Origin of the sequence: uncultured Roseobacter sp. (genome assembly GCF_947493125.1) — a bacterium.
Lineage (GTDB): Bacteria > Pseudomonadota > Alphaproteobacteria > Rhodobacterales > Rhodobacteraceae > Roseobacter.
This window is the reverse complement of record NZ_CANLQB010000005.1, coordinates 41,718-67,744: the sequence shown is the minus strand read 5'-3', so window position 1 is coordinate 67,744 and position 26,027 is coordinate 41,718. Positions and strand designations below refer to the sequence as shown.

The following is a 26,027-nucleotide window of genomic DNA, read 5'->3' as shown; positions in this document are numbered from 1 at the left end:
CTTTCATATCGACAAGCCGGCCCTCGCGAGGGCCGGCTCACTCGTCCGCAGCGTTGGTGTTCGGGTCGGAGGAGACCAAAGCCACTATGCATTTGAGATCGGTGTAACCGACCGGCGGACCAAACCTTTGGGAGGGACAGGGTTTGTCGACACTTTCTGAAATGGGCACGATTATCTCGGCTATTGCCTCGGGCGACAGCTTCGAGATTACCAACGCTCTGCGCTCGGACGCCAAGTGGTATCTTGGCGTCATCGTCGTCGCTTTGGGCGGCTATATCGTATCAGCGATCTACCGCGCTGTGCCGTTCATTGACCGGCATTTGGAGCGTACGATCATGGTCTACTCCTATCTCGCCATTGCGTTCATCATCTTCTGGGGCGTGGTTGACCGGTTTGTGTTCAACAACCAGCAGCCATGGTCGACAACGATCCCGCCGTTCCTGTTCATGGTGATGGCGTGGTTTGGTGCCTCCTACAATATCCGGCTGCGCACGCATCTGAGCTTTTCAGAATTCCGCACGAAGATGCCGCCGACCGGGCAAATGAGCTGTCTCTTCCTGGATTTTCTGCTGTGGTTCGGTTTTGCCCTGATCCTGTTCGTGACGACCTGCCGGCTGACAGCGAATTCCGCGGCAAACTTTCAGATTGTTCTGGGCACCGACAACACAATGCAGTGGTGGTTCCTGATCACCGCGCCTATTGCCGCCATTCTCATGGCCGGGCGCGCGTTTGAGAACCTCTTTGAAGACCTGCGCAAGTACCGCAACGGCGAGCCGCTCATCGAGCAAGCCGTCATCGGGGGAGATACGTAATGGCCGACGGGACACTCATCACACTTATCTCTCTCGGGGTAACCTTCTTGTTCATGCTAGGGGTGCCGGTGCTGCTGGTCATTGCTTACTGGGTGATCGGCTGCTCCTTCGTGCTTGGGCTCACGCTCGACAACATGGGCTCGGAACTCATGAACGTCTTCAACAAGGGTTTTGCATTGCTGGCCATGCCGCTGTTCATCCTGACGGGGGACCTGATCAACAAATCAGGCATCGCCCGACGATTGTCGAACTTCGCCTATGCCTGCTTGGGTTGGCTACGTGGCGGGTTGGCGATGGCGTCCTTGGGGGCTTGCGGGCTCTTTGCCGCGATTTCCGGATCGAACTCAGCCACCACGGCCACCATCGGCTCAATGCTGCACCCGGAGATGGTCAAGGGCGGTTACGATGAGCGCTTCTCCGCGGCCACCGCCGCTGCGGGTGGTACCGTCGGCATTATCATCCCCCCGTCGATCATCTTCATTGTCTATGGCTTCCTGATGAACCTGCCGATTTCGGATCTCTTCGTGGCCGGGATCATTCCGGGCGCGCTGATGGTCTTTGGCATGCAGTTTGCCTGCTGGGTCATCTGCCGCGCCAACGGCTGGGGCTTCCTGATCCCGCTGCAGATCGCGCGGGTCCTGAAAACGGGCCTCGGAGCTTGGCTGGGTTTCTTCGCCATTGGCCTGGTGCTCTGGGGCATCTACACCGGCAAGTTCTCCCCCACCGAGGCGGCAGGTGTGACTGTGGGCTTCTGTGTGATCGCAGGGCTCTTGAGCTGGGCGTTGAGCCATCTGTTCCACATCAAGGATGACAAGGAGTGGCAGGACAAGGGCTGGGGCGAGATGCTGCTGGTTGACGGGTTCACAATCCCGGAGATCCCCAGCATCGTGGTCCGCTCCGCGCAAATCACCGGCATCCTGGCACCGCTCATCGCCATTTCGGTGGTGATGCAGCAGATCCTGTCGCTCTTGGGGGCACAGCAGGTGATTGGAGACTTCGTGATCTCCATGGGCGGCTACTACGCTGTTCTGGCCACGGCTATGGTGATCGTGTTCGTCTCGGGTATGGTGCTTGAGTCGCTGCCAGTGACGATTATCCTCGCGCCGATCCTTGCGCCCATTGCGGCGTCGGTCGGTGTCGATCCGATCCACTTCTCGGTGATCTTCCTTGTCGGTGCATCCATCGGGTTCATCACACCGCCGTACGGTCTCAACCTTTACGTTGCGTCCGGGGTGACGGGTGTTCCCTATTTCCGCCTTCTGCGGTACTCCACGATGTATCTTGCGTCGCTGCTGGCGGTCTGGTTCCTAGTGGCTCTGGTCCCCGACTTGGCGCTGGCACTTCTGCCGAACAGATAACGAGAGATCATGCCGGACGATTTAGCAAACCAGCAGCAGGGCCAGATCCCAACCAACTTGCGGTTGCTGGTCCTGCTTGAGGAAGTTGCCAAAGCCGGAGTGCCCGTCACGCCGACAGCACTGAAAGACACGCTCAATCTGCCGAAGCCCACGCTGCATCGGCTCTTCAACACGGCAGAAGCCGAAGGCTTTTTGCAAAGAGACATCGACGGCCGGTCCTACGGGCCCGGCCCTCGATTGCGCCAGTTGTCACTACACACCGCTTCATCGCAGCGCATTCGGACGGTGCGCCTGGCCATCCTCCGCAGCGTGGCCGAGAAGATTGGCGAGACCTGCAACATTGCTACCCCGGACCGGGATGGCATGACCTATCTCGACAGGGTCGAGACCCATTGGCCGCTGCGCATCCAGCTACCGGTAGGGACCCAAGTGCCCTTTTACTGCACTGCAAGCGGAAAGATGTACCTGTCCTCCCTGAGGCCTGCCTATTTCGACCGATATTTGTCTGCCGCGACACTCGAAAGCCACGCACCGGGTACGATCACAGACAAAAATGCGCTCAAGGCCGAGATCGAAACCACGCGCAAACGTGGCTATTCGATGGACAATCAGGAATTCATGGAGGACATGGTGGCGATTGCCGTCCCGATCCTCGATGACCGCAAGCGGTTGGTCTCGACCCTCTCTGTGCATACGCCGCTGCAGCGCCATGACATCACATCGCTCAGCAAACACATCGACGATCTGCGATCAGCCGCCGCCGAATTGGGTGAGTTGATCAACAGCTGACCGCCGCTTGAGCGCGCCAGAAATGAACGTTGGCGCCGTCTTCTCGTCCCCGCACCTGAACCGGCTTGATATGATCGGCGGGTCGAGGGGCAGGCGCGTTCGTCCTGTCGAGGAAGACATCGGTGGCGGCGATGACCGCGCCTTCGGCCTTGGCGATCTCCAGCAACCGGCTGGCCAGATTGACGCTGTCACCGGCGACCGAAACCTGTTGGTGGCGATCTCCGCCAAGGCGCGACAGGACGACGTCGCCGTAGTGCAATCCGATCCGACACCCAACGGTGAATTCCCCCTGCCCCAAGGCACCGAGATCGTTGATGAGCGCGAAGGATGTCCTCAACGCCCCATCCGCGCTGTTCTGATCGTCCTCCAGCATGCCGAAAACAGCGAGTGCGCCGTCACCCATGTAATTGAGCACAACCCCGCCTTGGGCCTCAACCGCCTGCGCCGTGACCTGATGAAAGCTCTTCAAGAGATCCTGAGTTCCGGCGGGCCCCAATCGCTCGGACAAAAGCGTAAAACTGCTGAGGTCGATGAAGAAGACGGACAAGGTCCGTTCTGTCGGCTGCTGCAGAAACGTAGGGTCTTCCGCGATCATCTCTGCAAGAAGTGGCGACTGAAACTGTTTGAGCGCTTCGAGGGACTTGGCACCGCGTGCCGCCCTGCGCTTTTCGATAAAATATCGTAGTCCTGCAGCCGCAGCAATCGGCACAACTGTCCCAACAAATGGAACGGCCGCACTCAACCAAATGCCCGTCGAAAATACCCACAAAACCACGATCCCCCAGCAGAGCAGCAAGCCCAGTGCCAAGGGAAGACCGGTTGACAGAGGGAAGATCAAAACGATTGCGCTCGCGAGGACTGCCAAACCGATGGTCACGCCGGCATCGACCCTGCGCGTGGCAAGATCACGGCGCAGCGTTTCGCCGCCCAGCATCTGGGAAACAGCACCAGCCATGATCTCTACACCCGGAACGCTATCATCGTATGGGCCCGTAAATCGGTCGCCGAAGGCTGTCGCTGTGAAGCCAAGGATGATGACCTTGCCCGCCAGCTCCTCCAACACAGCACCGTCGAGCACATCTTTGGCGGAGTAGGTCGGGATGCTGCCCTCTGGCCCAATCAGGCGCAGTGGCATATTCAGGCCGATATCGAGAGGGATGGGATCGCCCCCCAGATCAAGGCTGCCTGCCCCGACATTCGGTGCGATCTCGAGCGCGTTTGAAGCAACGCTCAAGGCAAACGACGGCTCGACGCCGTTGTCCGTTGCGAAGACCGTCGGGATGTATCGGGGGGTACCCGTCGGATCTGTGGAGACATTGACCAGAGCGACATCGGCGACGTCGGCGAATGCAGGTTGTGGCCTGAGAACCGTCTCAGGGCGGGCCACGTCTGAGATCCGACCCTCGTCAGCAAAGCTGCCGGCTGCGGCTATCACGGTCGGAACCTGCGACAAAGCTGTGGCCAACCGCGCGTCGATGTCGGCATCGCCCGGATCGGCCAGCACCACATCCAGCCCAATCACTTTGGGTTGAGCCCGGGTCAATGCTTCAATCGTTTCGGCAATCAGTGCCCGGTTTGATGCCGCAGCATACGCCGGAACGGACAGGGTCGCATTGTCAAATACAACGATGGCGATCTCCGGGACCGGAGCGACGGGCCCAATCAACGCCAGGCGCGCATCCAGCAGCACCGCCTCAAAGCCGTCCACCGCACTGCCGCGCGCAGCCATATGCGGCCCGGATACAGCAGTTGCCCAAATACCCGCTGCGATAGTCATGAGAACGCCTGCGATCAGAGGCGCTCGGGCCGATGGCTTCATCGTCCGAAACGGGCAAGCAAAGCGCGGGCGCGATCAGTAGGCCACGCACTGGCCTCGGGTATCTCGCCAGACGATCCGACATCCACGCCTTCGCCGGAACCAAGAAGAACGCCCTCGCCACCACCGCTTGCGGGTGAGACCGCGACCTCACCTTCGATCACGAAAACTGACGTTGTATCCAATGTCACATCGACCACGTAAATCGTGCCCCGGACCGCCGCAATCGCATGCGGTGTCCTGATCTGAGGACGGGCTTCGCCTGTCTCGGCTTCGATCAAAACAGCGCCGCTTTGCAGATCCACCACCTGCGATTCATCGACAAACCCCATCTGCGCCGCAGCTTCCATTTCGAGGACCACACCGAAGTCACAGGCCAGAATCTGCCGATCCGGATCAGACGCGGTCTCTACCGTGCAGTTTGGCGGTACCTGCGCCTCACCCGTCCCAGCACCGGTAATGATAACAGCCAAAAGCGTGCAGAAAACTCGTAAGATGCTCATTTTTATAACCTTTCATACCAGATACGTGGGCAGAATTTGTTTTGGTCGGCACATGCCGAAGCCACGACAAATCAGTTTCGAGCCGGTCTTGCGTAACACCAAATTCGCCCGGACTAAAGAGAGGAGCGCGGGAGGTGACACCCTGCCGAGCATCCGATACTTGCGGTACTTACCGCTGCGCACGGTCGTTTAAGCCCGACGCAAGGTGTTTCGCACAAGTTGGCGGCCAACGTACCTTCTCATGGGAAATCCAATGGCCGATACCTCAAGCTGCCTGTCTTTGCCGTTCATTCAGCCCAACCAAGCGCAAAAGCACGTCACCCACAACGAGGCGCTGCGCATTCTCGATGTCCTGACCCAGCTGGCCGTGCTGACGGACGATCAGCCCACCGCGCCCGCTGATCCGGCGGAGGGAGATCGCCACATCGTCGGAGACGCAGCGACGGGCGATTGGGCCGGGCACGACGGGCAGTTGACGCTTTTTGAAAACGGCCTCTGGCAGTACTTCGAGCCTAAATCGGGCTGGCGTGCCTATGTGACAGGCCGCGACGCCTTGGTGGTTTTTGACGGCTCCGAATGGATCGACCTCGACAGCGACGAGCTTCAAGAGATTTCGACTTTTGGGCTTGGCATGGTGACCGTTCCCACCGCGCCGTTCTCCGCCAAGCTCAACGGCGCCCTATGGACAGCCCTGTATCAGGCCGACGGTGGCGATGGTGATATCATCTCCACTCTCAACAAGGAGACCGCCGCGGATGACGCGGGATTTGTCTTTCAGCAGGATTTCGGCACCCGCGCGCTCTTTGGCCTTTTCGGCAGCGACAATATCCGTCTTGCAACATCGCCCAACGGGACAGACTTTCGCGACGGGATGATCGTCAACGCGGCGACCGGTATTGTCGAACAGCCAAACCTGCCACGGTTCAAGGGCGCAACCAACTTCGACAACTATACCGCCGCCGATGTTTGGACGACGATTGCCATCAATGAGGCCGAATTCAATGACCAGAACGTGCTGGATGCCGGTGCCAACCAGTTCGTCGCACCGGTTGCGGGCAGCTACCTCTTTGGGGCCGCGCTCACCTTCAAGCAGAACACAACGGATGAGGTCCAGATGAGCGCGCGCCTTCTGCGCAACGGTGCTGATGTCATCAGCGGATCGCTTTGTGAAATCACGGGACCGCATGTGTCAGAGCAAACCGTCTTACAGACTCAGACCATGGCGCAGCTTTCAGCTGGAGACACTGTCGAGTTGCAAGGTCGGTTGCGTGGGTCCGATGGATACTTCATGGCGGATCAGACAAGCTTCTGGGGGTTCAAGGTCGGGTAGCCGATCTCGGTAGAAGCTGCGGAGGCAGGCGGCCATCTGGGGCTTGTCCCAAGGATGCCCAACGCCGCCGCCATTTAGGCGCCCGCTATTCTCATGCCCGCGCGACGACCCCGCTTGCGCCCGATACAAATTTGAGGCATCGGCGCTTTGGATGGAGTCGCGGCCCAGCGGGTCTGGTTCACGCAAAGGGCAGAGCATGGCGGCGAAGACCACATTTATCTTTGATCTGGACGGGACCCTGATCCACAGCGCTCCTGACCTTCAGGCCGCTTTGAATGCAGCGCTGCAAGAGATCGGGCGGGGGCCGCTGGATCTGAGCACCGTGATCACATTTGTTGGCAATGGGGTCGAGAAGCTGGTGGAACGCGGATTGACTGCAACCGGCGGCAGTAGTCCCGATCTGCATCGCGCGACGCTCGAAGCTTTTTTGCAGATCTATAATGCAAATGGTGTCGCACTCACACGCACTTACGACGGGGTGCTGGATCAGCTCGAAAGGCTGACCCAAGCTGGCAAGAAACTTGCCATCTGCACCAATAAGCCGCACGCACCCGCCCGGCACATATGCGAGGAATTGGGGCTGTCTCGGTTTTTCAGTGTGATCATTGGCGCGACGGCCAACCAACCGAAAAAGCCGGATCCATCGTCGCTTCAGCGCGCGATAAGGGCCTTGGGATCGAACCGAACCGAGACCGTTTTCGTCGGCGACAGCGCTGTCGACTATCGAACTGCAAAAGCGGCACATGTCGACTTCTGGCTTTATGCCGGAGGTTACCTCAACGAGGAACTTCCTGTAGAGGGCTGTGCCCGACGGTTCGCCGATTGGCGTGCGCCCGCTCTCTTTCTCGATCCACCGACATCCGGGACCGAACTAGCGTAAGGGATCGGCCCCGAACTGCAACCGGGTCTTGTGCCGGTAAGGTTCACCCGGACGCAGAACAGTATTCGGGAAATGCGCGAAGTTGGGCGAGCAGGGGAAGGCCTGCGTTTCCAGCGCCACACCAGCAAATCGGCAAAGGCGCCGACCCGTCTTTCCGATCATTCGCTCGCCCAGATGCCCACCTGTATAAACCTGCAAACCCGGTTTGGTCGTGCTGATCTGCATTCGGCGGCCTGATCTGGGATCCAACAGCGTGACAGCGGCCTCTGATCTCTCAAGACACCAGTTGTGGTCATATTCCGCATCATCTCTCTGCAGGTCCACGGCTGCGTCAACCTGCCGAATGGGCCGCGCCTCGCGGAAATCGAACCGCGTGCCCGTGACATCGCGAACTTCACCGGTCGCAAGTCCGTCGCCGTCGACCGGCGTGTAGGCCTGGGCCGCGATTTGCAAACGATGATCCAACACATCGCCTGAACCCTGACCCGACAGATTGAAATAAGCGTGATTGGCCAAGTTCATCAGCGTCGGTTTGTCGGTATCCCCAGTCATCTCGATTTCAAGCGCACCGCTGTCCGTCAGAGTGTAGCGCACGAAGATCCTGGACCGCCCTGGGAACCCCATCTCGCCATCTTCCGTGATCGTGGAGAATTGGACACTTTGCATCTTCAACGACGCAATCTGCCAGACTTTCCGATCGAGGCCGACCGAGCCGCCGTGAAGGTGATTGCGACCCTCATTCCGATCCAATTGCACCTTCTGATCGTCGATGAGGCAACGACCGCCGGCAATACGGTTGGCGTATTGGCCGCATATGGCACCCATATAGGTTTTGTCTTCGACGTAGCTCTGGAGATCATCGAACCCGAGCACGACGTCGGCCTGTTCACCATGCGCGTCGGGCACCCATAGCGCTGTCAAGCGCGCACCATATGTCATGAAATGCGCCTCCAACCTGCCGTTGACAAGATTGAGAGCTTCGACGTCATGCCCATCGTGGGAGCCGATGATTTCGGTCTGCATGAGATACTCGCCCGATCAGATCCCGCCTTTTGCGGACCATGCCACAGCGGTTGGACCGAAGGCAAAGAAGGATCGGGTCAAACGGTCAATCATAGCGCAGTTCCGTCGCCTTCCCGCGGAAAATATAATAGGACAAAACCGTATATCCCAGAATGGCCGGGAGCACGAACAGCGTTCCGAGGAGGATAATGAACAGGCTTTCCGGAGCTGCTGCGGCATCATAGATGGTGATCTGCTCGGGCACGACATAGGGATAAAAGGAATATGCCATGCCGGCAAACGCCAGTGCAAAAAGCGCCATGGCGGCGGCGAAAGGCCCCCACGCCATACGATCATCAGCCCGCGGCAGATGCCGAATTTGCCACCACAGATATGCAACCAGCGCCAAGGACAGGATCGGCATTGGTGACAGGTAAAGAAACTCAGGCAGACTGAACCACTTGTCGAAAATCCGTGGGCTGACGAAGGGCGTTGCCAGAGAGATCGCTCCAATCCCAAGTATCAGCCCCCAGATGCCCCCCCTGGCCCAGCCGACCGCACGTCTTTGAAGGATGCCGTCCGTCTTGGCGATCAGCCATGCCGCACCGATGAAGCTGTAGCCGACGGTCAGGAAGACCGCCGTCAACAAGGCAAAGGCAATATGACTGACCGTCCAGGTCAAACCCATGACATACATGCCCAGCATGAAACCTTGGCTCATCGAGGCCATCAACGATCCGACAAAGAATGCGGCATTCCAGCGAGGCTTTTGAGTGATCGGTGCCTTTGCTCGGAACTCGAAAGACACGCCCCTAAGGATCAAACCGACCAGCATCACAAAGACCGGGAAGTAGAGCGCCGTCAGAATGATCCCGTGTGCAGGCGGAAACGCTACCAGAAGCAAACCGATGGCCAGCACGAGCCAGGTTTCGTTGGCATCCCAGAAGGGACCGATCGACGCCACAAGCCTGTCTTTTTCAGTCTCTTCGGCCAATGGCATCAGCAGGCCAACCCCGAGGTCAAACCCGTCAAGGATCACGTAGATCAGGATTGATAACCCCATGAGGGCGGCAAACGTCCACGGCAGCCAAATGGCCGGATCGCCAAAGAGTTCCATGTCTATTCTCCCGGGTGCATGACGGCCACCTCTGCCTCACCGCTGCGCGGGTAGCGGCGCGACGACAGCGGTTCGCCTCGAGAGGCCTTGCGGGCGAGATAGGTAATGACTGCGATATAGGCGAAGGTCAGTGCTGCGTAGATCGCAAGGTAGCCAAGCAGAGTACCAAGGACCATGCCTGCGGGCACATCGCTGACGGCGTCCTTGGTCGACAACACGCCCTGGACCAGCCACGGCTGGCGTCCAATCTCGGTCGTATACCAGCCCGCCAGGGTCGCTATCCATCCGCTGAAACTCATTGCGGCAAATCCGTAGAGCGGAAGCGTCGGCATGTCACCAGCCCCATAGCGGCGCAGCAGATACAGACCTGCCCAAGACAGGGCAAGCATCGCCATTCCTGTACCGACCATGATTCGAAAGCTGTAGAACACGGGCGCGACCGGTGGGTGCAGTTCCGTCCCGTCTTCAGCCACAAAGTCATTCAACCCAGGCACGACACCATCCAATTCGTGTGTCAGGATCAAGGAAGCCCCGTTCGGAATACCGACCTCGAAATTGTTCTCCCGCGCCTCTTCATCGGGAACGGCAAACAGCAACAATGGCACGTTCGGGCCCGTCTCCCAATTGCCTTCCATCGCCGCAACCTTTGCAGGCTGATGTTCCAGCGTATTCAAGCCGTGAAAGTCGCCAGCCAAGATCTGTAACGGAATTAGTGCCGCACCTGTGATGATACCGAACCGCAGTGTTGTTTTCACGCTTTCCGCACGGTCACCCCACAGCAAGCGCAGTGCGGAGATACCTGCAATCAAGAACGCCACGGTCAGTCCGGACGCCAACAGCATATGGACCAGACGATAGGGCATCGAAGGGTTGAAGATGATCGCCAGCCAGTCAGTCGCAAAGACGACACCGTCGCGCAATTCGTAACCTTGCGGTGTGTGCATCCACGAATTCAGCACAATGATCCAGAAGGTCGACATGGTGGTTCCGAAAGCGACAAGAAAGGTTGCCAGCGTGTGCACCCAAGGCTTCACCCGAGAGGCCCCAAACAGCATGATCCCCAGGAAGACAGCTTCAAGGAAAAAGGCGGTCATGACTTCGTAAGCCAGCAACGGGCCTGCAACATTACCTACGGTTTCCATGAACCCCGGCCAATTGGTTCCGAATTGGAACGACATGGTGATTCCGGAAACCACTCCCATCGCAAAGGACAGCGCGAAGATCTTCACCCAGAACATGTAGGCGTCCATCCACTTCTGCTCTCCTGTCGCGTTAAAGCGCAGTTTGAAAAACAGCAGGACCCAGCCCAACGCGATGGTGATCGTCGGGAACAGGATATGAAACGATATGTTCGCACCAAACTGGATGCGAGATAAGATCAGCGTGTCCAAAGGTTTACCCTCATGCAAATTCAGCAAGCACTCTAGGCTTGCTACAAGAGAGATAGTTTTCAGAGCCTGAACGTCAGGAACTGTGCGACGAAACGCGCGGACACCACCGACTTGCAAGACGGGGCATGGTACGCCTGGAGTTTGCAAAATCGACTGAAAATAGCCGCTGGGTCAGGCGCTGAGCTGGTTAACAATAGGACAGCCGCTGTTGCGCTCGTGCGCGGCAACCTCGCTGCATGGACCAGCAGCGCCATTCGAAAACAAACAATATAACAGTAACTTACCCATACTGAGGCAGGTCATTCGCCGCAAGCGATCCTACGCTCTTTAGTTATATTATGGAGCCTCATGGTAAACGTGCCAAGCGCTCCCTGGGTCGGATCAATTCACGCGGCGTGCTCAAATCTGTCTTCACCGAACGGCCCTGCGACAGACTGCAGCAGGGCCTTGTTCAAGCTGCGTCCGCGCAAGAAACCCAGCTGAATTGACACCCGAGCAGTTTCGGCGGACCTTCCAGCGGCCTGCGCATATCGGCAGGACCACCGCAGGACCCAGCCCTTGGACCACACCACGACCCTCATCATCGCCGGCGCCGCGTTTTTCTTTGCCGGGGCAGTCAAGGGTTTGGCCGGGATCGGGATGCCCACGGCAGCGATCGCGCTGATGACCCTGTTTCTCGACCCCCGCACGGCGATCGCGCTGGTGCTTTTTCCGATGATCGGCTCCAACGCATGGCAGCTGTTTCGGGCGGGTTACCTCAGGCGCACAGCACGTCGCTACGCGCTTTTTGCGTTTGTTTTGCTGGCAGGTGTGGCGTTGACCGTATTTGCCACGCAAAACACCGGTGACCGGGCGCTGTTGGCCTTCCTCGGGCTGGTCATCCTGCTTTTTGTCGCCGTTTCCTGGCGGGGGGTCGTCCCGCCGCTCCCGGCGCGGTACGACAACGCAGCACAAGTCGGATTCGCGCTCTTCGCCGGTGTGGTCGGCGGAATGACCGCAGGCTGGGGTGCGCCGCTGGCGATGTATCTGGCAACCAAACAAGTCGACAAAGAAGAATTTGTGCGCGCGAGCGGGTTTTTGATCTTCGTGGGCAGCCTGCCGCTGTGCGTGGCCTATATCCAGCTGGGCTTTATGACCGGGCCGCTTGCTGGGCTCTCCGCGGCAATGCTGCTTCCGACGCTGATCGGGTTCAGCCTGGGCGAGGTCTTCCGCAACCGCCTCACCGGTGACGGGTTCCGCACAGCGATCCTCGTCATCTTCGTGCTGATGGGTTTGAACCTGATCCGCAGGGCAATCTGGTACGGCTGAAGGCTAGAAACAGGCCTCCAGCAATTCTGTTGTGTTCTTCACGGTCATCTTCACTGGGTTCCCTCCGACGCTTGGATCCTGCAAAGCAGATGTCACCAGCGCCTCGATATTGGGGTTTTTCACGCCCAGGTCCGTCAAAGTTTTAGGGATCTTCAACTTCGCGTTCAGCTCACCGACGAAGGCGTAGAACCCGTCGAACCCGCCTGAAATGCTGAGATAGTTCGCCGCGCGCGCAAGGTGTTTGCGCACTTTGGGGCGATTGAACATCAGCACCGGCTGCATCACCACCGCGTTGGTTGTTCCGTGGTGCGTGTGGTGCACAGCGCCGATGGGATGCGACAGCGCGTGGATCGCACCCAACCCCTTCTGAAAGGCCGTCGCACCCATGGCTGCCGCCGACATCATGTGGGCCCGTGCCTCAAGATTGGTCCCGTCTTCGTAGGCAAGCAGCAGATTATCCTTGACCAGCTTCATCCCCTCCAGCGCGATGCCTTGAGACATCGGGTGGTAGTGCGGCGAACAATAGGCCTCCAAACAATGGGCAAAGGCGTCCATGCCGGTGCCTGCAGTGATGGCAGGCGGCATGCCGACTGTCAGCTCTGGATCGCAGATCACGACGCTGGGCAAGATCTTGGGGTGGAAGATGATCTTCTTCTCATGGGTTTCCGAATTGGTGATCACGCTGGCGCGCCCCACTTCCGACCCCGTCCCGGCTGTGGTCGGCACCGCGACGATGGGAGCAATCGCGTCAGCATCGGCGCGTGTCCACCAATCGCCGACATCTTCGAAGTCCCATAGCGGGCGTGTCTGCCCGGCCATGAAGGCGATGACCTTACCCAGATCTAGCCCGGAGCCACCCCCAAACGCCACGACGCCATCATGACCGCCTTCGCGGTACACGGCGACACCGGCCGCGGCGTTCTTCTCAGTCGGGTTCGGGTCCACATCCGAGAACATTGCCCGGCCCAGACCTGCGGCCGTTAGCAGCTCCAGCACATTCTGGGTGATGGGCAGTTCCGCCAGCCCCTTGTCGGTGACAAGCAATGGCCTGGTGATGCCTGTCGCCGCACAGACCTCGGCGATCTCCGAAATCCGCCCCGCCCCGAAACGGATCGCGGTGGGATAGGACCAGTTGGCAGTGAGTGTCATCGGCTCAGGCCTTCTTGAAATGATAAGATTTCGGGCGCGTCAGATTGTGATATCCGATCACTGACAGCCCTCCGCCTCGTCCGGTATCCTTGCAGCCGGTCCAGCACAAGCCCGGATCCAGATAGTCGGCCCGGTTCATGAAAACGGTGCCTGTCTCGATGGCATGGCCAATTGCCTCGGCGCGGGCAATGTCAGGTGTCCAAAGCGAGGCGGTCAGCCCATAGGCGCTGTCGTTCATCAGCCGGACCGCCTCGGCATCGTCCTTGACCGGCATGATACCCACAACCGGGCCAAAGCTCTCCTCAAGCATCAGCCGCATGGAATGATCCACATCCACCAGGATCTGAGGCATCAAATACGCGCCACCGTCGTGGGGGAAAAGGCGCTTGTCGATCAGCGCCTTGCCGCCCGCTGCTACAGCCTCTGCGGTCTGCGCCCGCACCTCATCGGCAAAGCGCACCTGCGCCATCGGCCCAAGCGTCGTCTCCTGCTCCAGCGGGTTGCCGAGCTTGTAGGTTTCAACGATGGAGACCGCCTTATCCACAAACTGCTCAAACAGCGCGTCGGCCACGTAGATCCGTTCGATCCCGCAACAGCACTGGCCCGAGTTGAACATCGCACCGTCGATCAGCGTCTCTGCCGCCGCCTCGACATCCGCATCTTCCATGACATAGCCGGGGTCCTTGCCGCCCAACTCGAGCCCGAGGCCCGTGAAGGTGCCCGACGCCGCGGCTTCCATCGCGCGCCCACCGCTGACCGACCCTGTGAAGTTCACAAACCCAAAGGCGCGGTCCGCGATCAGAGCGGACGTTGTCCTGTGGTCGAGAAAGACGTTCTGAAACACCTCCTCAGGCACACCCGCCGCATGAAACGCCTGCGCCATGCGCTCGCCGACCAGTGGCGTCTGGCTGGCGTGTTTCAGCATCACCGCGTTGCCTGCGATCAGAGCCGGGGCCACCGTATTGATCGCCGTCATGTAGGGATAATTCCAAGGGGCGACCACCAGGACCAGCCCATGCGGCACCCGCTTGATCATACGGCGAAAGGCTCCGCTGTCTTCCAGCGCAATGGGCGCCAGCGCGTCCCCCGCAATGCGCGCCATATGCTGCGCGCGTTCGTCAAAGCCGCCGAATTCGCCGCCATAGCGGATGGGTCGCCCCATCTGCCAGGCCAGCTCTGGAACGATCTCGTCGTTCATCGCGCCCACATTGGCGACGCCCCGCAGCACCAGATCGACCCGGTCCTGCAAAGGCCGTTCCGCCCAGGCTGCCTGCGCTGCCTTGCCCTTGGCCACCGCCTCGGCGGCTTCGAACTCGGTCAAGACCGGCCGTGTTGCGTAGATCGACCCGTCGATTGGGGAGATACAGGTGATGGTCATCGGCTCAGGCCCTCTCGAATCCACGGGCGATTTCCCAGTCGGTCACGGCACGGTCAAACTCTTCCTGCTCCCATTCGGCACAGCGGGTGTAGTGGTCGACCACGTCATCGCCCATCGCCGCACGCAGCATGCCGGAGCCGCGCAACGTCTCCGTCGCCGCACGCAGGGTCCGCGGGATATCCGCGGCCTGCGCGTCCTCATAGACATCGCCCTTGGTGGGCGAGGGCAGTTCCAGCTTGTCCTCGATCCCCTTGATGCCTGCGGCCAGCATGGCTGCTTGCGCGAGATAGGGGTTCAGGTCCGACCCGCCGATCCGGCATTCGACGCGCACGCCTTTCGTGCCATCGCCGCAGAGCCGGAAGCCAGCGGTGCGGTTGTCCACAGACCACACGGTTTTCGTGGGCGCGAAGGTCCCCTTTGCGAAGCGCTTGTAGCTATTCACATAAGGCGCGAGGAAAAACGTATAGTCCGGCGCATAGGCAATCAGACCCGCCATATAGTGTTTCATCAGCTGCGACATGCCCAGGCTATCGTCTGCGTCATAGAAAGCAGGCGTTTCACCCTGCCACAACGACTGATGCACATGGGACGAACTGCCCACCTTATCCGCGGCCCATTTCGGCAGAAAACTCGCTGCGTGCCCCTGCTGCCAGGCGATCTCCTTGACGGCATGTTTGGCGATGCTGTGGTGATCGGCGCAGTCGAGCGCTGCCGCATAGCGGATGTTGAGCTCCTCCTGCCCCGTCTCGGCCTCCCCCTTGGTGTTTTCGACCGGTACACCAGCGGCATAGAGGTGATTGCGCAGCGGTCGCATGATCCCCTCTTCCTTGGTGGTCTGCAGGATGTGGTAGTCTTCATTATAGCCACTGATCGGAGCCAGATCGCGGAAGCCCGAGGCGCGGATGGCGTCGTAGGATTTCTCGAAGAGGAAGAACTCCAGCTCCGTCGCCATCATCGCGTCGAAGCCCATCTCGGCCAGCCGCGCGACCTGACGTTTCAGCACTGCACGCGAGTCGTGCGGCACCGGTTCATGCGTCTGGTGATCGAGGATATCGCAGAGCACCATCGCGGTGCCCTCCAGCCACGGCATCGGGCGGATCGTGCTGAGATCGGGGCGCATCACATAGTCGCCGTAACCCGCCTGCCACGAGGTGCTGGCATAACCATCGGGCGTCGCCATTTCCAGATCCGTGGCCAGCAGGTAGTTGCAGCAATGGGTCTCCGCATGGGAGTGCTCAACGAAATTCGCCGCGTGGAAACGTTTGCCCATCAACCGGCCCTGCATGTCCACAAGGCAGACCAGAACCGTGTCGATCACGCCCTCCGCCACCTGCGATTTCAACTGCTCAAAGCTCAGTGTGCCAGCCATTTGATTGTCCATTTTCGTAAGGGTCGGGGGCGACCCGGGTCGCCCCCGGGAATGGTTAGCCGTAGCGGTAGGGCCGTCCAGCCTTGACCATATCGGCGTTGTATTGCTTGAAGATCTCGACGACCTTCGCCTTGGTCTCGCTTTCCGCCGCGATCTCGTCCCAGAACTTGAGCGCTGCATCCTCGACCTGCTGCCATTCCGCATCCGGGATCGAGGTCAGCTCCATCTTGGTGCCGTTCACGCGCAGATTGGCCTCACCACCCCAGTACCACCACTGGCGATAGTAGTGCGACTGGTCCATGCAGACCTTGAGCAGCTCTTTGAGGTCATCGGGCAGCGCGTTGTAGCTTTCCATATTGGCAAAGAATGACCCCGCCCAGGCGCCGGAAATGTTGTTGGTCAGGAAGTAGTTGGTCACATCCGCCCAGCCGACGGTGTAGTCTTCGGTGATACCGGACCAGGCGATGCCGTCCAGCTCGCCGGTCTGCACCGCCACCTCGATATCCTCCCATGGCAGGGTCACCGGGACCACGCCGAACTGCGTCAGGAAGCGGCCCGCTGTGGGGAAGGTGAAGACCCGCTTGCCTTCCAGATCTGCAAGGCTGCGGATCGGGTCCTTGGTGGCGAAGTGGCACGGGTCCCAGGCGCCCGCGCTGAGGTGCTTCACTCCCACGGCGGAATACTCCTCGTCCCAGATCTCGTTCAAACCGTATTGGTTGAAGAGCACCGGCACATCGAGCGAGTAGCGCGAGGCAAAAGGGAAATAGCCGCCAAACACCGTCACTTCGGTGGGCGAGGCCATGCTGTCGTCATCTGACTGTACCGCGTCGATTGTGCCGTTCTGCATGGCGCGGAAGAGCTCGCCCGTGGGCACCAGCTGATCGGCGAAGAACAACTCGATCTGCATCCGGTCGCCGGCGATCTTGTTGAAGCTGTCGATGGCGGGTTTGATCACATGTTCGGCCAGCGCCGGACCCGCATAGGTCTGCATCCGCCAGCGGATCGTGGATTGCGCCAGCGCCGGGGCGGCCAGCGGCACGGCCGCAGCACCCGCCGCCGCGGTGGTGAGAAACTTGCGTCTTGTTGTCATGGTCTTACTCCTTGTTGCGTTGAACGCCCCGTCGGCGGGGTCTTGGTTATTTTCTGTAAACGTATTCCGGCAGCCAAAGGGCGATCTGCGGGAAGGTCATGATCAGCGCGAGGCACCCGATCATCACAATCACAAACGGCAGGATCGACCCGTAGATGTCCTTGAGCGTAATCTCGGGCGGCGCCATCGCGCGCATCAGGAAGAGATTATAACCAAAGGGCGGCGTCATATAGGCGATCTGTGTGGTGATCGTATAAAGCACACCGTACCAGATCAGATCGAACCCAAGCGCTGCCACCAAGGGCACATACAAGGGCGCCACGATGACCAGCATCGCGGTGTCATCGAGGAACGTGCCCATCAGCAAAAATGACAGCTGCATCAGGATCAGGATCATCCACGGGTTGAGGTCCAACTGGTTCGTAAAGAGCTGATCGATGGCTTTAACCGCACCCAACCCGTCGAACACCGCCCCAAAACCGAGGGCGGCGAGAATGATCCACATGAACATGCAGGAGATCGCGAGGGTCTGGCGCACGGAGGTCTCGAACACCTCCTTATTCATGCGCCCCTTCAGCACCGCCGCCATGAAGGCTGTGAGCGCCCCGATGGCTGAGCTTTCCACAAGGCTGGTCCAGCCGTTCACAAACGGCACCATCATCGCCATGAAGATCACGATAGGAAGCAGCCCCGCCCGCAGCAGCCGCAGCTTTTCCGCCATGGGCACGGTGCGTTCTTCTGGTGGCAAGGCGGGCCCGAGCGCGGGGTTCGCCTTGCAGCGCAGGTAGATATAGAGAATGAAGGCCGCTGCCATCATCAGGCCCGGCACCACACCAGCCAGCCACAGCTGCCCAACCGGCTGCCGCGCGATCATCGCGTAGAGCACCAGCACCACCGAGGGCGGCACGAGTATCCCCAAGCTCGACCCCGCCTGAATGACCCCCGTCACCATCCGCTTGTCATAGCCCCTTCGCAGCAGTTCGGGCAGCGCGATGGTCGCCCCGATGGCCATGCCCGCTACGCTCAGCCCGTTCATCGCCGAAACCAGCACCATCAGCCCGATGGTGCCAATCGCCAATCCACCCGACACCGGACCCATCCAGACGTGGAACATCCGGTAGAGATCATCGGCGATCTTCGATTCCGACAGGACGTAGCCCATGAAAATGAACATCGGCAGCGTCAGCAGCGGGTACCACTTCATCAGCTTCATCGCCGCCGAAAAGGGGATGTTCGACCCGCCCGGATCCCACAGTAGGATCGCTGCAAGCGCCGCCACCCCACCGATGGCGCCAAAGACCCGCTGCCCCGTCATCAGCATCAGCATCATCGAGGCGAACATCAGGATGGCGATCAGTTCATACGACATTGAGATCGACCTCCCGGATCGTCGCAATGTCTTTGATCAGCTCGGAAATCGCCTGCAACAGCATCAGGAAGAACCCAAGGATCATCACCGCTTTGATCGGCCAAATGTAAGGCCGCCACGCGGTGCTGGAGCGCTCCAGCCGCCCGACCTCTTCCGTGCCCACCATAAGCCCCGCGAAATAGGCCAGCGGCTCCTGCCCCCAGTACCCCAGCGAATAGGCAGTAGACCCCAGGGCGCCATAGAGCAGCACGCCAAGATAGAAGATCAGCAGCAGCACGGTGAACGCGTCGAACCAGGCTTTCTTTCGCACCGACCAGTCGTGATAGAACAGATCCATCCGCACATTGGCGCCCAGCTGCATCGCGTAAGGCCCGCCGGTGATGTAGTAGGCAACCATCGCGAACTGCGCCATCTCCAGCGTCCAGAGCGTCGGCAAAAAGAAGGTCTTGGAGATCGACGACCACAGCAGGATCGCCATCATCACGAAGATGCCATACATCATCACGCGCCCGATCCGGTAGTTCACCGCATCGACCCAGCGCACGTAGACGCCTGCGACCCGCTTCATGCGGCCATCTCCACAGCGCTGAGACTTTGACTGATCCAATCTGCGAGCATCTGGGCCATCGCAGCCTGGGCTGCAAATGTCGCAATCAGATCGTTGCGCACCTCGATCATGACATTGGGAATACCGCGCGATACCCCGTGCTGCTGCAGCGTGTGCATCACCCCGTCCTGTGGGCCATAGGGCGCATTCCTTTGCACATGCAAAGCCGTGTGTTGGAGGCTTCGGGCCAGCATTGCATCCGCAAGGCGCGTGTCCACATCGTGCAGTATCCCGATCTCGACATCACGCCGCTGGCCCATGAAAACCGGTGTGAAGCTGTGTACGGTCACCAAGACCTGCGCTGGCGCGGTATCCAAAACCGCCCGCACGCGCGCCTCGAACGGGAGGTAGTAGCGCGCCACACGATCCGCACGTACACGATGCTCCAGCCCGATATTGCCCGGAATCTCACGCCCTTCGCTGCACTCCAAAATGGCCGACGGCGCTTCGGGCGGGCGATTGCAGTCATAGACCAGGCGCGACACCCTGCTGGCAACCAACGGCGCATCTAGCCGCTGCGACAGCCCTTCCGCCACCCCCAACGCGCCCGGATCCCACGCGGCATGCCCTTTGCGCATGTCTTCCGGCAATCCCAAATCCTGCAGCGCAGCGGGCACATGGTGACTGGCATGCTCGCAGACAAGCACGATGCCGGATGCTCCGTGCGGATGCAGAACCTGCACCACGTCATCTGTTGCTGTTTCCATTGTGTGATCTGACATTCCGCCCCCGGTTGCGAATAAATTGCTTGCCCGATCGGGATTCTGTCAACAAAATAATGAAACAATACATTCAGGCAGGATCATGCTGTAATAAAACCTATCAAAATGAAGGCATATGACGTGGACGAGGCCACACTCACCATCGCAGATCGCATTCAGGCCCAGCTCGACACGCTGACCAGGGCCGAGCGACAATTGGCTGACGCGATCCTCGACAACTATCCCGCCTCCGGCTTGGGACCCATCGCCGCGTTGGCACAGGATGCAGATGTGTCCACCCCAACGGTCGCGCGTATGGTGCAGAAGCTCGGCTTCAAAGGGTATCCGGAGTTTCAGGCGGACTTGCGCGACGAACTTAAGGCCCAGCTGTCCGGCCCCATTGCCAAATATGACACCTGGGCCGAAGGTGCGCCTGAGGAGCATATGCTCAACCGCTTCACCGAGGCCGTGATCGGCAATATTCGCCAGTCGCTGGGCCAGATCGATACAGGCGACTTCGATGCCGCATGCGCGCAACTGGCCGATACCGGCTCGCGGCTGCACATCGTCGGAGGGCGCATCACCCACACCATGGCTGAATACCTCTTTCTGCACATGCAGATGATCCGGCCCGAGGTGGTCCACATTCAGTCTACGTCCAACGCATGGCCTCACTATTTGCTCGACGTAGCCGAAGGCGACACCTTCGTCATCTTCGATGTCCGCCGCTACGAGAGCAATACGCTGAAATTGGCCGAGATCGCACGCAGCCGTGGCGCACGGATTATCCTCTTCACCGACCAGTGGCGCTCGCCCATTCACAACCTCGCGGACATCTGCTTTTCCAGCCGTATCGTCGTGCCATCCGCCTGGGATTCGGCAGCAACCACGCTGCTGTTGGTCGAAACCTTGATCGCCGCAGTGCAAGACCTGTCCTGGCCGGACACGCGCGACCGCATGCAGACGCTTGAGGATATGTTCGACCAGACCAAACTATTCCGCAAATTCACCTGAGGATAACGATGGCCGATCACGACAGAACCCCATGCGACGGTCTCTCCCATGTGATCGGCGACACGTCCGAGCCGTTACTGAACATCACCCTTCCTGACCTCCTGGCGCAAACTGCCGCCCGACTGCCCAACCACCCCGCCGCCATTTTTCGCGCGCAGGATATCCGTTGGACCTACGCTGACTTCGCACGAGAGGTAGACCGCCTGGCCGCCGGCCTGCTGAGCCTGAACATTGGCAAAGGCGACCGCGTGGGCATCTGGTCGCCCAACCGGGCGGAATGGCTGCTGACCCAATTCGCCACGGCTCGCATCGGTGCGGTGCTGGTCTGCATCAATCCCGCTTACAGGCTGTCCGAATTGGAATTCGCACTCAACGCGGTCAACTGCACAGCATTGGTCACCGCGCACTTCTTCAAGACCAGCCACTATGCGGAGATGCTGCAGACACTGGCACCCGAACTTGAGGACACAACAGGCCCGCTACAGTCCGCTCGCCTGCCACACCTGCGGCATGTGATCGTGATGGGTCACGAGGTCCCGACGGGCATGATCAGCTTTGACGCGCTCTGCACGTCCGGAACGGCTGTAACAGTGGGTCTCGACGCGCTCACAGACACGCTCGATCCGCAAGACATTATCAACATCCAGTTCACCTCCGGCACCACCGGCAGCCCCAAAGGCGCGAGCCTCACCCACCACAACATCGTCAACAACGCGCATTTCGTCACCCGAACGCTTCAATTGACGCAGACAGACAAGCTCTGCATCCCCGTGCCCTTCTATCACTGCTTCGGCATGGTCATGGGCACGCTCGGCTGCATAACCAAAGGGGCCACCATGGTCATCCCGGGCGAAGGGTTTGACCCCCGCGAGACGCTGCAAGCGGTGGCCGAGGAAGGCTGCACGGCGCTCTATGGCGTGCCCACGATGTTTGTGACGCAACTCGCGCAGCCCGATTTTAGCTCCTTCGACCTCAGCACCCTGCGCACCGGGATCATGGCGGGCGCGCCCTGCCCGCGAGAAGTCATGAAACAGGTGCAGTCGCAGATGCACATGACCGGTGTGACCATCGCCTATGGAATGACGGAAACCTCGCCTGTCTCTTTCCAGAGCAACGTGGATGACCCGCTGGATCAGCGCGTGTCATCCGTGGGCCGGATCCATCCGCATGTCGAAGTCCGCATCGTCAATGTCGATGGCGAAACGGTTCCTATCGGCACACAAGGCGAGTTGCTCACCCGCGGCTACTCCGTGATGAAAGGCTATTGGGGCGAAGAAACCAAAACCGCCGAAAGCATCGACGCGGACGGTTGGATGCACACCGGCGACCTCGCCACTCTGGACCCAGAGGGCTATTGCACCATCACTGGTAGGGTCAAAGACATGATCCTGCGCGGCGGCGAAAACATCTACCCGCGCGAAATTGAAGAATTCCTGTATACCCACCCCGACATTGCACAGGCGCAGGTTTTCGGCATCCCGGATGATACCCTGGGCGAGGTGGTCTGTGCCTGGGTCGTCCTGCACGACAACAGGACCACATCACCCGAAGACATCTGGCAGTTCTGCAAGGACAACATCGCCCACTACAAGGTCCCGAAACACATCCGCCTGAAATCCGAACTGCCAATGACCGTCACGGGGAAACCTCAGAAATTTATCATGCGCGACGAGATGATCGCCGACCTCGCCGAAGAGAGTTGAGGCCAGCAACTACACGCCAACACCGGGCGACTCCTGAAAGGAAAGGCCCGGGACATGGAGTGCGGCGCAGCCGCGCCTTTAAACAGCGCCTGCGTATTCGCCGCGTGCGGGGTAGTCGTTGTTGATTGCGAAATCGAGCGCTCCGACCAGTTCAGAGAAATGCGGACGGACAAATGGCATCGTCTGGACCGATCCATAATACAGCGTCTGTTGGGGGGTGACCATGAAGAGCCCAGGTTCCGAGAAGAGCGCTGGCTCCTCGATCCCGATCGAGGTCTTACCCCGTGACGTCGAGATGTAAAGCCCCCACTCCTTCGCCTTGGCCAGCGACAGATCATGACCAAAGCGCAATTCTTTGGCTGAAATCTTCTCGGCCATGGCCTGCGTCCGCTCTTCCCCGTCGCTACTGACCGCAATGGTCTTGACGCCGCGCTCAGCAAATTTCGGGGTCTGCTTCTCCAACTCCGCCAGATAGGTTGCACACAGCGGGCAGTGCAGCCCCCGATAAAAACACACGACGGTGCCGCGCTCGGATCCATCCTTGGACAGATCGAAGGTCCCGCCCCCGAGCAACGGCAGAGTCAGGTCAGGGGTCTTCTGGCGGGGCATCAGCATGTCAAGTCTCCTTCAGTGGCAATACAGTGCTTCGTCTCACGAACAGATCCCACGTGCCAGTTTGGCCTGATCACGTTTCCTTGTGCGCGGTCTCACGTCCGCCAATCCAGCAAACGGCGCTCAACAGCCCCGATCACTGCACTCACCAGAACGCCCAGCACCGACAGGATCACCACACCTGCAAAAAGCCGCTCCAGATCATAAAGCGACCCGGCCTCCAGAATATAAGCTCCGATCCCGAACTCCGCGCCCAGCATTTCCGCCGCCACAAGCAGGATGATTGCAATCGCCAGGCTGATCCGAAGCCCCGCCAGAATGCCCGGCATCGCCCCCGGCAGCACGATCTTGCGCACAATGCTCACCCAGCTGAGGCCAAAGCTCTGGCCCATGCGGATCAGCGTGCGGTCCACGTTGTCCACAGCGGCGAAGGTGGCCACAACCGTTGGTGTGAAGGTGCCAAAGGCAATCAATGCATATTTGCTGCCCTCATCAATGCCGAACCAGATCACAAAGAGCGGCAAGAGTGCAATTTTCGGGATTGGGAAGATGGCCGCCACCAAAGGCAGCAAACCGGCCCGCACAAAAGAGAACAATCCGATCAAAAGCCCCACAGCAATTCCAAGGGATGCACCCAGTGCAGCCCCGACCAACAGCCGTAGCAGCGACGGGATCAGGTGCTGAAACAAGAGCCCTGAGCTGTAAAGTTCTACAAATGTTTGAAAAACATCCGTCGGTCTTGGGAGCGTCAATGGCGAGATGACGCCGCTACGCGTGCCCCATTCCGCCAGCAAAAGCAGCACAACAAAGACCAGAAAGCCAACCCATCTGCGGCTTTGAAAGGTAAATCCACCCCCTCTAAATGCAACTTTCTGTGCCAATTTATCCACCAACAAGCTCCGCATCCGCCGCCGCCGCTTCTGCCCGCATCAGATCCCACAAGTGTTTCTGCTGCACCTCCAGTTCGGCATCGCCGTAGCCCCGCTCCGCCAGAGGTTTGTCCAGCTGAATGACCTCTCGCAACTCTCCGGGGCGCCGCGATAGGACAAAAATGCGATGACCAAGCCGAACCGCCTCTGCCAGATTGTGGGTCACATAAACTGCTGTAAAAGGCTGCCTTATCCACAGGTTGACCAGATCGTCCATCAACAATTCGCGGGTCTGACTGTCCAGCGCCGAGAGCGGTTCATCCATCAGCATGACCGCCGGGCGAACCACAAGCGCCCGTGCAATGGCAACCCGCTGTTTCATTCCACCGGAAAGCTGCCGTGGCAACGCATCAGCGAACTCGGTCAGTCGTGTGCGCGCCAAGACATCCGCAACCATCTCGCGCCGCTCCGCGCGGCCGATGGGATGGTCCTCCAGCACCAGCGAGACATTGCCCGCCACGCTCCGCCACGGCAGCAGCGCAAAGTCCTGAAAGATGAACGTCAAGGGGTTGAGGCAGCCCTCCGGAGGGTACCCGACCTGCAAGACATCTCCCTGCGCAGGCACTTCCAGCCCGCCCATCATCCGCAGCAGGGTGGACTTGCCACAGCCGGACGGCCCGACAATGCAGACGATCTGCCCTTGGGGCACCTCCAGATCAATGCCGCGCAGAACCTCGCGGCCCGCGTAGCTGTGACCAACCTTGGAGAGGCGCAGCTCCACCTTGCGTCAGCTGCCAACCGTCTCGACGTAAGACGTATCGAGCAGAGTATCGAGCGTGATGCCCGCATCCACCAGCCCTTCGGATTGGAACCACTGCAACTGGTCCCGCACCGACGCGACGTTCAACGCCGCCCCTTCGTTCAGGCGCATCGTGCCATTGACAATCGACGGCGCCGCCTTCTCGCGCGGGCGGTCGGTGTAGACATATTTGTGAATGAGATCGACCATAGCGTCGACGCCCTCCTGCCCGCTTTCCTGCGCGATCATGGTGGCGTTGTAGTCAGCGACGCCGCGCGCGTAGGCAGCCAGATAGTCCCCTGTCATTTCGCGTTCGTTGGCCGCGTTACCGGCAGAGGTAAAGACGGTCGTCACCTGATAGTCGGGCAAGTAATCCGCAATATCCCCAATGATGTGCACGGCACCCGATGCCGCAAGCGGCTTGGCGATATGCGGCACGATCGACCACGCGTCGATCTGCCCGGACTTCAGCGCACCGATGATGGCGCCCACCTTCTGCAGCGGCTTGAAGGAGAGCGAGGCCCCCTCCGCCGCCGCCACCTTGGAGCCCATGTAATGGAACGACGAGCCTGCCGTGGACATGCCAAAGCGCTTGCCGTCGAGCGCTGCGGGCGAGGTCAGCCCCGCCTGAAACGCCGCATCGCTGGCGAGGATTTTCTGCCCGTCAATCCCCGGCTCTTCCGACAATGCGCCACCGATCACTTTGATCGCACCTTTGTCGGCCAACGACACCAAACCGCCCGAGACGGCGGTCACTGCATAGTCAACATCGCCGCTGGCAATCGCGACGGCCATGGGCTGTGCGGCCTGGAAGAACTTCAATTCCACCTCCAGCCCGGCCTCGGCAAAGTACCCACGCTCAAAGGCGATGAAGCTTCCCGAATGACTGGTGAAGCGCAGCGCGCCAACGGTGATCTTGCGCCCCGCGGCATAGGCCGGGGCGGCCAGCCCGACCGTGGTCGCCGCACTCAAAGTGCCCAAAGCCTGCCGGCGAGTAAACTCCGTCATGTTTCTTTCTCCCTCTCTCCCGAAAGCCCCCTGAAGGGCGTTGTGCGGAGCTT

The 26,027-nt window shown here is 59.8% G+C and carries 24 protein-coding genes; 8 read left to right on the top strand and 16 right to left on the bottom strand.

What is annotated here, in order from left to right; translation table 11 throughout:
- Positions 1-161 precede the first annotated feature (161 nt).
- From Q1A71_RS11780 to Q1A71_RS11770, 3 genes are read left to right on the top strand one after another with little or no spacing between them, the layout of a single operon-like run.
- Positions 162-812, top strand: a complete 651-nt coding sequence (locus Q1A71_RS11780) for a TRAP transporter small permease subunit (RefSeq protein WP_299677005.1) — start codon at positions 162-164, stop codon at positions 810-812.
- Positions 812-2,170 carry a TRAP transporter large permease gene (locus Q1A71_RS11775; RefSeq protein WP_299675932.1) on the top strand — a complete coding sequence of 453 codons (1,359 nt, stop codon included), beginning with the start codon at positions 812-814 and terminating at the stop codon, positions 2,168-2,170. The genes Q1A71_RS11780 and Q1A71_RS11775 overlap by 1 nt, the downstream gene beginning before the upstream one ends.
- A 9-nt stretch (positions 2,171-2,179) precedes the next feature.
- Positions 2,180-2,959, top strand: coding sequence for an IclR family transcriptional regulator (locus tag Q1A71_RS11770; protein WP_299675929.1), 780 nt, complete (start codon positions 2,180-2,182; stop codon positions 2,957-2,959).
- On the opposite strand, the gene Q1A71_RS11765 is transcribed toward Q1A71_RS11770, so the two are convergent.
- Both Q1A71_RS11765 and Q1A71_RS11760 read right to left on the bottom strand, forming a co-directional pair.
- Positions 2,949-4,736 carry an adenylate/guanylate cyclase domain-containing protein gene (locus Q1A71_RS11765; protein ID WP_299675926.1) on the bottom strand — a complete coding sequence of 596 codons (1,788 nt, stop codon included), beginning with the start codon at positions 4,734-4,736 and terminating at the stop codon, positions 2,949-2,951. The genes Q1A71_RS11770 and Q1A71_RS11765 overlap by 11 nt on opposite strands.
- A 38-nt stretch (positions 4,737-4,774) precedes the next feature.
- Positions 4,775-5,278 (bottom strand): FecR domain-containing protein, encoded by a 504-nt coding sequence (locus tag Q1A71_RS11760; protein ID WP_299675923.1) that lies wholly within the window; start codon positions 5,276-5,278, stop codon positions 4,775-4,777.
- A gap of 253 nt (positions 5,279-5,531) precedes the next feature.
- On the opposite strand from Q1A71_RS11760, the gene Q1A71_RS11755 reads away from it, so the two are divergent.
- Together Q1A71_RS11755 and Q1A71_RS11750 are read left to right on the top strand one after the other, a co-directional pair.
- Entirely contained in the window at positions 5,532-6,608 is a 1,077-nt protein-coding gene (locus Q1A71_RS11755) for a DUF2793 domain-containing protein (RefSeq protein WP_299675919.1), read from the top strand.
- A gap of 196 nt (positions 6,609-6,804) precedes the next feature.
- Positions 6,805-7,488 carry an HAD-IA family hydrolase gene (locus Q1A71_RS11750; RefSeq protein WP_299675917.1) on the top strand — a complete coding sequence of 228 codons (684 nt, stop codon included), beginning with the start codon at positions 6,805-6,807 and terminating at the stop codon, positions 7,486-7,488.
- Here Q1A71_RS11750 and Q1A71_RS11745 read toward each other — a convergent pair.
- The 3 genes from Q1A71_RS11745 to Q1A71_RS11735 form a co-directional block, all read right to left on the bottom strand.
- Positions 7,480-8,511, bottom strand: a complete 1,032-nt coding sequence (locus tag Q1A71_RS11745; RefSeq protein WP_299675915.1) for an aldose epimerase family protein — start codon at positions 8,509-8,511, stop codon at positions 7,480-7,482. The genes Q1A71_RS11750 and Q1A71_RS11745 overlap by 9 nt on opposite strands.
- Before the next feature lie 85 nt (positions 8,512-8,596).
- Positions 8,597-9,607 (bottom strand): cytochrome d ubiquinol oxidase subunit II, encoded by a 1,011-nt coding sequence (locus Q1A71_RS11740; protein WP_299675913.1) that lies wholly within the window; start codon positions 9,605-9,607, stop codon positions 8,597-8,599.
- A gap of 2 nt (positions 9,608-9,609) precedes the next feature.
- Entirely contained in the window at positions 9,610-10,998 is a 1,389-nt protein-coding gene (locus Q1A71_RS11735; RefSeq protein WP_299675911.1) for a cytochrome ubiquinol oxidase subunit I, read from the bottom strand.
- 558 nt (positions 10,999-11,556) lie between these two features.
- Between Q1A71_RS11735 and Q1A71_RS11730 the strand changes: the two genes are divergently transcribed.
- Complete coding sequence (locus Q1A71_RS11730) at positions 11,557-12,306, top strand: sulfite exporter TauE/SafE family protein (protein WP_299675908.1); 750 nt, start codon at positions 11,557-11,559, stop codon at positions 12,304-12,306.
- Positions 12,307-12,309: 3 nt separating this feature from the next.
- On the opposite strand, the gene Q1A71_RS11725 is transcribed toward Q1A71_RS11730, so the two are convergent.
- Genes Q1A71_RS11725 through Q1A71_RS11695 form a run of 7 tightly spaced genes read right to left on the bottom strand, consistent with a single transcriptional unit; the run spans position 12,310 to position 19,975 of the window.
- The gene (locus tag Q1A71_RS11725; protein WP_299675905.1) at positions 12,310-13,455 is read right to left on the bottom strand and encodes an iron-containing alcohol dehydrogenase; all 1,146 of its coding nucleotides are present in this window, start codon (positions 13,453-13,455) and stop codon (positions 12,310-12,312) included.
- A gap of 4 nt (positions 13,456-13,459) precedes the next feature.
- Positions 13,460-14,833, bottom strand: coding sequence for an aldehyde dehydrogenase family protein (locus Q1A71_RS11720; protein ID WP_299675902.1), 1,374 nt, complete (start codon positions 14,831-14,833; stop codon positions 13,460-13,462).
- A 4-nt stretch (positions 14,834-14,837) separates the two neighbouring features.
- Entirely contained in the window at positions 14,838-16,202 is a 1,365-nt protein-coding gene (locus Q1A71_RS11715; protein ID WP_299675899.1) for a glutamine synthetase family protein, read from the bottom strand.
- 55 nt (positions 16,203-16,257) lie between these two features.
- A complete protein-coding gene (locus Q1A71_RS11710; RefSeq protein WP_299675896.1) occupies positions 16,258-17,292 on the bottom strand; it encodes a TRAP transporter substrate-binding protein in 1,035 nt (344 codons plus the stop codon).
- Between the two features lie 46 nt (positions 17,293-17,338).
- Positions 17,339-18,661, bottom strand: a complete 1,323-nt coding sequence (locus tag Q1A71_RS11705; protein ID WP_299675893.1) for a TRAP transporter large permease subunit — start codon at positions 18,659-18,661, stop codon at positions 17,339-17,341.
- The gene (locus Q1A71_RS11700; RefSeq protein ID WP_299675890.1) at positions 18,651-19,229 is read right to left on the bottom strand and encodes a TRAP transporter small permease subunit; all 579 of its coding nucleotides are present in this window, start codon (positions 19,227-19,229) and stop codon (positions 18,651-18,653) included. The genes Q1A71_RS11705 and Q1A71_RS11700 overlap by 11 nt, the downstream gene beginning before the upstream one ends.
- The gene (locus tag Q1A71_RS11695) at positions 19,226-19,975 is read right to left on the bottom strand and encodes an N-formylglutamate amidohydrolase (RefSeq protein WP_299675887.1); all 750 of its coding nucleotides are present in this window, start codon (positions 19,973-19,975) and stop codon (positions 19,226-19,228) included. The genes Q1A71_RS11700 and Q1A71_RS11695 overlap by 4 nt, the downstream gene beginning before the upstream one ends.
- Before the next feature lie 135 nt (positions 19,976-20,110).
- Here Q1A71_RS11695 and Q1A71_RS11690 point away from each other — a divergent pair, with 135 nt between their 5' ends.
- Together Q1A71_RS11690 and Q1A71_RS11685 are read left to right on the top strand one after the other, a co-directional pair.
- On the top strand, positions 20,111-20,983 hold the full coding sequence (locus Q1A71_RS11690; protein WP_299677002.1) for a MurR/RpiR family transcriptional regulator: 873 nt from the start codon (positions 20,111-20,113) through the stop codon (positions 20,981-20,983).
- An 8-nt stretch (positions 20,984-20,991) separates the two neighbouring features.
- Positions 20,992-22,686, top strand: coding sequence for an AMP-binding protein (locus tag Q1A71_RS11685; protein ID WP_299675884.1), 1,695 nt, complete (start codon positions 20,992-20,994; stop codon positions 22,684-22,686).
- Positions 22,687-22,764: 78 nt separating this feature from the next.
- On the opposite strand, the gene Q1A71_RS11680 is transcribed toward Q1A71_RS11685, so the two are convergent.
- The 4 genes from Q1A71_RS11680 to Q1A71_RS11665 form a co-directional block, all read right to left on the bottom strand.
- A complete protein-coding gene (locus Q1A71_RS11680; protein WP_299675882.1) occupies positions 22,765-23,301 on the bottom strand; it encodes a peroxiredoxin-like family protein in 537 nt (178 codons plus the stop codon).
- A 92-nt stretch (positions 23,302-23,393) separates the two neighbouring features.
- Entirely contained in the window at positions 23,394-24,203 is an 810-nt protein-coding gene (locus Q1A71_RS11675) for an ABC transporter permease (protein ID WP_299675880.1), read from the bottom strand.
- Entirely contained in the window at positions 24,181-24,948 is a 768-nt protein-coding gene (locus tag Q1A71_RS11670; protein WP_299675878.1) for an ABC transporter ATP-binding protein, read from the bottom strand. The genes Q1A71_RS11675 and Q1A71_RS11670 overlap by 23 nt, the downstream gene beginning before the upstream one ends.
- 6 nt (positions 24,949-24,954) lie before the next feature.
- Positions 24,955-25,974 carry an ABC transporter substrate-binding protein gene (locus tag Q1A71_RS11665; protein WP_299675875.1) on the bottom strand — a complete coding sequence of 340 codons (1,020 nt, stop codon included), beginning with the start codon at positions 25,972-25,974 and terminating at the stop codon, positions 24,955-24,957.
- Between the last annotated feature and the right edge of the window lie 53 nt (positions 25,975-26,027).